4 protein-coding genes are annotated in these 5,924 nt (G+C 62.2%); 1 reads left to right on the forward strand and 3 read right to left on the reverse strand.

Annotated elements, in window-relative coordinates; genetic code table 11:
* The 3 genes from AAFX91_RS37970 to AAFX91_RS37980 form a co-directional block, all read right to left on the reverse strand.
* Positions 1-460: hemerythrin domain-containing protein (locus AAFX91_RS37970; RefSeq protein WP_394569904.1), on the reverse strand; the 460-nt coding region annotated here is incomplete at its 3' end.
* A 122-nt stretch (positions 461-582) separates the two neighbouring features.
* Positions 583-3,558 carry an excinuclease ABC subunit UvrA gene (gene uvrA / locus AAFX91_RS37975; protein WP_394569906.1) on the reverse strand — a complete coding sequence of 992 codons (2,976 nt, stop codon included), beginning with the start codon at positions 3,556-3,558 and terminating at the stop codon, positions 583-585.
* 310 nt (positions 3,559-3,868) lie between these two features.
* Complete coding sequence (locus tag AAFX91_RS37980) at positions 3,869-4,624, reverse strand: outer membrane protein (RefSeq protein WP_394569908.1); 756 nt, start codon at positions 4,622-4,624, stop codon at positions 3,869-3,871.
* A gap of 450 nt (positions 4,625-5,074) precedes the next feature.
* On the opposite strand from AAFX91_RS37980, the gene AAFX91_RS37985 reads away from it, so the two are divergent.
* A complete protein-coding gene (locus AAFX91_RS37985; RefSeq protein ID WP_130580986.1) occupies positions 5,075-5,566 on the forward strand; it encodes a single-stranded DNA-binding protein in 492 nt (163 codons plus the stop codon).
* Positions 5,567-5,924: the final 358 nt, after the last annotated feature.

A 5,924-nucleotide genomic window follows, 5' to 3' on the forward strand; every position in this document is an offset into this window, starting at 1 on the left:
AATCACCCCGATCGGGCAATCCAAAGCATTCCGCGCAAGTCAAGGCCGGGCACGGCGATCCTCTCGTGACGCTCACCTCCATCATGATGTGACGCCGCTCGTGTTGCAGGAAATCGCGAACGATACTGTCCACGTTCTGACGAAGGAACTCGCGATCGGCAAGCACGCCGTCAACGGCTTTGGCGACGCGGAGCAAACGCTTGGCGCCTTCCCGGTGCTCATGCGCGAGATCGCCGATCTTCGCTGCAGCGACGGGATCGCGAATCTTCAGCTTGGCGAAGACACGGTCTTCCTGAGCATGGTGGTACATCTCAGTATAGACTTCGAAATAGGCGATGATGGCGCGGATGACCTCGTAGTCCGGTCGGCCCGAGTGATCGAAAATATCGAGTTCATGCTCGAGGACGGCAAGCAGCCGTTCGATATTGCTGTGCTCTTGGCTTAACAGCTCGATGATCATTGCAGTGATCCACAGGGGTGAACCATCGCAAAAAAGTAGACGCTCAAATCATCGTGGCATTGCGTTAGATCAAGTTCGGAACCGATTTCCACGGGAACCGCGACCGACGCATCGGAAACCCCTCACTCCGCCGCCTCGCTCGCGCTGCTCTTCCTCGGCTTGCTGTTCGCCTTCTTCAGCACCGGCGCCAAGAACTGGCCCGTGTAGCTCCGGGGCGCTTTCGCAATATCCTCCGGCGGGCCCCAGGCGACGATTTCGCCGCCGCCGTCGCCGCCTTCGGGGCCGAGGTCGATCACCCAGTCTGCCGTCTTGATGACTTCGAGGTTGTGCTCGATCACGACGACCGTGTTGCCCTGGGCGACCAGCTCGTGGAGCACCTCCAGGAGCTTGGCGACGTCGTGGAAGTGCAGGCCGGTGGTGGGCTCGTCCAGGATATAGAGCGTGCGGCCGGTGGCGCGCTTGGACAGCTCTTTTGCCAATTTGACGCGCTGGGCTTCGCCGCCGGACAGCGTGGTCGCCTGCTGGCCGACATGGATGTAGTCGAGGCCGACGCGGTGAAGGGTCTGGAAGGTTTCGCGGACGCGCGGCACCGCCTTGAAGAAGTCGGCGGCTTCCTCCACGGTCATGTCGAGCACGTCGGCGATCGACTTGCCTTTGAACAGCACCTCCAGCGTCTCGCGGTTGTAGCGCTTGCCTTTGCAGACGTCGCAGGTGACGTAGACGTCGGGCAAGAAGTGCATCTCGATCTTGATGACGCCGTCGCCCTGGCACGCCTCGCAGCGGCCGCCCTTGACGTTGAAGGAGAAACGGCCGGGCTCGTAGCCGCGCGCCTTGGCTTCGGGCAGGCCGGCGAACCATTCGCGGATCGGCGTGAAGGCGCCGGTATAGGTCGCGGGGTTCGAGCGCGGGGTGCGGCCGATCGGCGACTGGTCGATGTCGATGATCTTGTCGATATGCTCCAATCCCTCGATGCGGTCGTGCGGTGCGGCGGCTTCGCTCGCATTGTTGAGCTTGCGGGCGATCGCCTTGTAGAGCGTGTCGATCAGGAGCGTCGACTTGCCGCCGCCGGAGACGCCGGTGATGCAGGTGAACAGCCCCAGCGGGATCTCCGCCGTGACGTTCTTCAGGTTATTGCCGCGCGCGTTGACGACCTTGATGGTGCGGCGATGGTTCGGCGGCCGCCGGTCGGGGATCGGCACCGAAAGCTCGCCGGTCAGATATTTGCCGGTCAGCGATTTCGGATTGCGCATGATGTCTGATGGCGTGCCCTGGGCGACGATATGGCCGCCATGCATGCCGGCGCCGGGGCCGATGTCGAGCACGTAATCGGCCAGCCGGATCGCGTCCTCGTCATGCTCGACCACGACCACGGTGTTGCCGAGGTCGCGCAGCCGCTTCAGCGTATCCAGGAGGCGTGCGTTGTCGCGCTGATGCAGGCCGATCGAGGGCTCGTCCAGCACATAGAGCACGCCTGTGAGACCCGAGCCGATTTGGGAAGCCAGGCGGATGCGCTGGCTTTCACCGCCGGACAATGTCCCGGAGGAGCGGGACAGCGTGAGATAGTTGAGGCCGACGTCGAGCAGGAAGGTCAACCGCTCGCGGATCTCTTTCAGCACGCGCGCGGCGATCTCGTTCTGCTGCGTGTTCAGTGCTTCCGGCACGCTCTCAAACCACTCGCCGGCGCGCTTCACCGAGAGCTCGGAGATCTCGCCGATATGCTTGCCCCCGATCTTGACGCACAGCGCTTCCGGCTTGAGGCGATGGCCGTTGCAGGCGGCGCAGGGGATATCGGTGAAATATTTCGCCAGTTCCTCGCGCGCCCACTCGCTCTCGGTCTCGCGGTAGCGGCGGTTGATGTTGGTGATCACGCCCTCGAACGGCTTCTTGGTGTCGTAGGAGCGGACGCCGTCCTCATAGGAGAACTTGATCTCGTCGTCGCCGGAGCCGTGCAGGATCGCGTTTTGCGTTTTCTTCGACAGCTCCTTCCACTTGGTGTCGAGCGTGAACTTGTAATGCTTGCCGAGCGCGGTCAGCGTCTGCAGGTAATAGGGCGAGGAGGACTTGGCCCACGGCGCGATCGCGCCCTTGCGCAGCGACAAATCCTTGTCGGGAATGACGAGATCCTCGTCGACATGCTGCTCGACGCCGAGGCCGCCGCAGGCGGGGCAGGCGCCATAGGGATTGTTGAACGAGAACAGCCGCGGCTCGATCTCGGGAATGGTGAAGCCGGAGACCGGGCAGGCGAACTTTTCCGAGAACAGGATGCGCTCGGGCCCGCTCTTGTCGTGGATCTTTGCGGTCTTCTTCTTTTCTTCGGCGGGCGCCGCGGTCGGGGCATCGGCGAACTCGATCACGGCGAGGCCTTCGGCGAGCTTGAGCGCGGTCTCAAAACTTTCCGCGAGCCGCTGGCCGATGTCGGGGCGCACCACGATGCGGTCGACGACGACATCGATGTCGTGCGGAAACTTCTTGTCGAGGGTCGGCGCTTCGGCGAGCTCATGGAAAGTGCCGTCGATCTTGACGCGCTGAAAACCCTTCTTGAGATACTCGGCGAGCTCCTTCCTGTACTCGCCCTTGCGGCCGCGCACGACCGGCGCCAGCAGATAGAGGCGGGTGCCTTCGGGCAGCGCCAGCACGCGGTCGACCATCTGCGAGACGGTCTGGCTCTCGATCGGCAGCCCCGTGGCCGGCGAATAGGGCACGCCGACGCGGGCCCAGAGCAGGCGCATGTAGTCGTAGATCTCGGTGACAGTGCCGACGGTGGAGCGCGGGTTCTTCGAGGTGGTTTTCTGCTCGATGGAGATGGCGGGCGAGAGGCCGTCGATCTGATCGACGTCCGGCTTCTGCATCATCTCCAGGAACTGGCGGGCATAGGCCGAGAGCGATTCGACATAGCGGCGCTGGCCTTCGGCATAGATGGTGTCGAAGGCGAGCGAGGACTTGCCGGAGCCGGACAGGCCGGTGAACACGACCAGCCTGTCGCGGGGAATCTCGACGTCGATGTTCTTGAGGTTGTGCTCCCGCGCGCCGCGGATCGTGATGGCACGCGTTGAGGAGCCGGCGGTCGGTTGGCGCTTCGCCCTGAGCACTTCATCCATATCGGCATTTCCAGGCGCTTGTAAGCGCGCCACGTTATGGGCGCGCGTCGTCGGAAATCCGTACCACGGCGCCGATGGGGTGATGCCGGAACATAGGAAGAACGGGTGATGATTTCCAGTGCTCAGGACGAATCATCAACGATTTGTTTTCAGGTCGCATTTCTAGCGTGCAGTTTTGGCAGTAGCTGGCAGCAAGAGGAAGCTCGCGCAAGCGGAGCTTCGCAGATGAGCGGCTCGGAACTAACGACACGCAAACAAAAAGGCCGGCGCGAGGCCGGCCTTTTCTTAAGATTGATATCCGATCGCGCGATCAGTACCGCCCGATGAGCGGAGCGCCGCCGAAGCCGAACTTGTAGTTCACGCGGACGGTGACGAGGTCGATGTCCTGCTTGATATTCTCGGTGGCGAAGAGGCTGCCGGCCGGGCCGGCGAAGCCACTGTTGATGAAATCGTAGGAGCGATTGCCCAGGAAGATGTGATTGTACTCGGCGCCGACCGACCAGTTCGGAGCGAAGCCGTATTCGATGCCAGCGCCAACCGAGGCTCCCCAGCGGGTGTCGTTGATGTCGTTGGTGATCGGGAAACCGGTGAAGGCGTCACGCACGCGGTAGCGATCGGCGACCACGGCCGCGCCGCCCTTGACATAGAACAGCACATTGTTGGCGGCATAGCCGATCTGGCCGGTGATCAGGCCGAAGGCGTCGACCCTCGTCTCGTTGGTGTCGATGCCCGTCAGCAGGCTGATGTTGCTGCCCTTGAAGTCGGCCCAGTTGCCCTGGCCTTCGACGCCGAACACCCAGGTGCCCATCTGCCAGCGATAGCCGATCTGACCACCAGCAGTGCCGCCGTCGGCGTTATGGGAGCCGTCACTGAAACCAAGGACGTCCCAGCGGTTGCGGCTCGTTCCCCAGCCGCCGTTGCCGCCGATATAGAACCCGGTCCAGTCGTAGACGACTGCGACCGGCGCCGGCGGGGCCTTCACATAGGGACGTGCGGCAAGATCGGCAGCCGAGGCCGGCGCAGCCAGCGCAACCAAGGCAACCGTTCCAAGCAAAAACTTCTTCATCGTAGCTCTCCAGCCTTTGTTCGCTTCAATTGGGTCCCGAAGCGTTACGGTATTAAAGACGCGAGCGCCGCGCCGTCGTTTTAGGCATACCCCGATTCAACCGGAAATACCGTCGCCCAAACGCAACAGTTAGGGGCGAAGTGCGGATAACATAAGTTAATGATTTGTTTGAGGTTTTCTGGAACCCGAGGGTCGGTCTCTGGTTCCATTCCCGTCGCACCAAAATTGGGCCACAATGTCACCATGTTTACGGCAAGTTGCATGGAACAAAACTGGAACAATAGCGCGGCTGGTGCTATATGTGGATAAATGCGGGATGGACGGGGAATGGCTGCGCCCGACGGTGTCGGCGAGCGTATAGGGTCCGTCAGTAATGTAAGATGTGGTTGGCGAAGACTGAATGTGGCCGCCGTGCAACCGGCCGGCCCAGTGATCGAGTGGAGAGCGGCGATGGCGGGAAGCGTAAATAAGGTCATTCTGGTGGGCAATCTCGGCAAGGACCCGGAAATCCGGCGGACCCAGGACGGTCGTCCGATCGCCAATCTGAGCGTCGCGACCTCCGAGACCTGGCGCGACCGGGCCACCGGCGAGCGCAAGGAAAAGACCGAGTGGCACCGTGTCGTCATCTTCAATGAAGGGCTCGCCAAGGTCGCCGAGCAATATCTGAAGAAGGGCGCCAAGGTGTATGTCGAGGGTCAGCTCCAGACCCGGAAATGGACCGATCAGAGCGGGGTCGAGAAATATTCGACCGAAGTGGTGCTGCAGGGCTTCAACTCCAACCTCACGATGCTGGACGGCAAGGGCGGTGGCGGCAGCTTCTCCGACGACATGGGCGGCGGTGGCGGCGATTTCGGCGTCAGCGGCCCCTCGAGTTCCGCGCCACGCCGCGCCGTGCCGGCCGGCGCCCGCAACAACGACATGGACGACGATATCCCGTTCTGATCGCGCGGTACGTTGCCGGAAAGATCGCGCCGGAAAGATCGCGTGAGGATGAAAAATCTCCCTCGCGCGATACGGCTTGCGTCGAACTTATCCTCTTCAATGATTGCAGGATATAAGCGTCAAGCAATTGATGTTGCTTGATGTGCCGTGGCCGGGTTCCTCGTGGTTCCGGTTGATGTGAACTGTGAGGAAATCGATCTAACCGACAGAGCGGAGCGATGCAGGCGCCGCCGACGGCCCGCGGGCAGCCTCCTTACCTGGGACGGCGCCCTTGCCGCCCCTCCTAGGCCGTGTGGACAGTTACCTTATCCAGAGCAGAGTGGCGGCAATGGCGACGACGGCGAAGTAGTTTCGCGCG

The sequence above is a fragment of the Bradyrhizobium sp. 31Argb genome, assembly GCF_043638955.1.
Taxonomy (GTDB): Bacteria; Pseudomonadota; Alphaproteobacteria; order Rhizobiales; family Xanthobacteraceae; genus Bradyrhizobium.

What these genes read in the sequence shown, in the direction of transcription:
- uvrA (WP_394569906.1), bottom strand. Translation starts at nt 3,558, where the DNA reads ATGGATGAAGTGCTCAGGGCGAAGCGCCAACCGACCGCCGGCTCCTCA.
- AAFX91_RS37980 (WP_394569908.1), bottom strand. Translation starts at nt 4,624, where the DNA reads ATGAAGAAGTTTTTGCTTGGAACGGTTGCCTTGGTTGCGCTGGCTGCG.
- AAFX91_RS37985 (WP_130580986.1), top strand. Translation starts at nt 5,075, where the DNA reads ATGGCGGGAAGCGTAAATAAGGTCATTCTGGTGGGCAATCTCGGCAAG.